At 38.2% G+C, this 1401-nt stretch carries 1 protein-coding gene and 1 pseudogene; both read right to left on the bottom strand.

The annotated features are described in order from the left end of the window. Positions 1-178: 178 nt before the first annotated feature. Entirely contained in the window at positions 179-598 is a 420-nt protein-coding gene (locus tag AB1422_19480; protein ID MEW6621483.1) for a hypothetical protein, read from the bottom strand. Between the two features lie 92 nt (positions 599-690). After that, a pseudogene (locus tag AB1422_19475) lies at positions 691-1206 on the bottom strand (sulfite exporter TauE/SafE family protein). Positions 1207-1401 lie beyond the last annotated feature (195 nt).

Genomic DNA, 1401 nt, shown 5'->3' with positions numbered 1-1401 from the left:
TCAACCCCCACCCCCCAATCTTGGGGGCTTTAATAAGGAATTAGGATTGTGGCATTCAAAATGACCAACAATATATATTATACGAGGACGATGAAAATGTAGTTTTGTAAATCAAGCAATTACAATAACTTACAGACATTTTCAGGAGAATCATAGAAAATTCACGAAACTCCAGCTATTAGTGCCCTCCTGATTTTAAGATTCCACTTGCGGCTAAGACTAAAACAGCAACCTCAAGAATTGCTATTACCACATAAGGAGTATCCTTTTTTCTAATGAGAATAGGTAATATCACCAGATAACATAAGATTGTAAGCCCTGCAAGGAGGGCTATACCTACAAAAGTCAGATAATCTCCTTTACCTACCATTGCTAACCATCCCCATCCTGTAGGGGCCTGAAAGTTATGTATAAAATCTTTTGATGCCATACCCCAGTATTTAGGTATTTCCTGAGGAGGAATAAATGACGATAGCATCCCTGACATATACACTACAAAGGTCACCACAATAAGGGCAAATCCCAGGTACATTCCAATATCTAATATTTGTGCGTATCTTATCTGCTCTTCTGATGCCTTTGTTCTATCATCAACCATCTTATTTCTACCTCCTTGTTAATTAAACAGTTTAGAATTTAAATCATTGAGAGATTTGTTTAGAATTTCGTGTTTAGGATTTAGAATTTGCCTTAGTTCCATAATCCAAGCCCTTTTAGAAGAGCCCTCACTCCTGCAAATAGCAAAAGACCTATAACCATCCACTTAATTGCCTTTGGCTTAGTCCTTGCAAGTATCTTGACGCCAACGATAGAGCCGAGCATTATTCCAACGACTGATGGAATAACTATCATCGGAAGCACTGCACCCGAATTGAGATAAATCCATGCAGCCGAGGTATCAGTTATGGAGAGTAAAAACTTGCTTGTAGCAACAGATATCTTAAGAGGCGCTCCCATAAGGAGATTCAAAACTGGAACATTTGCCCACCCGGCGCCAAGACCAAACATACCTGCCATTACATCGATAACTATAAATAGAATCAACCCCGGAAGTGTACGATGGATATTCCATTCAATATCTTTTCCGAGGGATTGCTCCCTGTAGATTCCCATTATACCGAGTGTCTGTGATAGTCCATCAGGCTTTGGTACATTTGGAAAGTCAGATTTTTTTGCTGTGGCCATGATTATCACAATACCTATTACTCGATGTTCAAGTTTTTGGATAGGACTCAATATGATAGAAGTTTTTGGCACGAATTAGCTAAATAAAAAAAGGTCTTTTGTCGATAGTAGAAATAGTGTGAAGACACGAAATTTACTATTCGGGAGGGGACCAGATGTTTATTAGCAAGAAGATATTACCTTTTATTAAGAATTATGTTGAGGAGCTTAATAAAT

Source organism: bacterium (assembly GCA_040757115.1).
In the GTDB taxonomy this organism is placed as follows: Bacteria; UBA9089; CG2-30-40-21; order CG2-30-40-21; family SBAY01; genus JBFLXS01.
The sequence above is the reverse complement of the archived record's forward strand: the minus strand, read 5'-3'. Positions and strand labels throughout refer to the sequence as shown.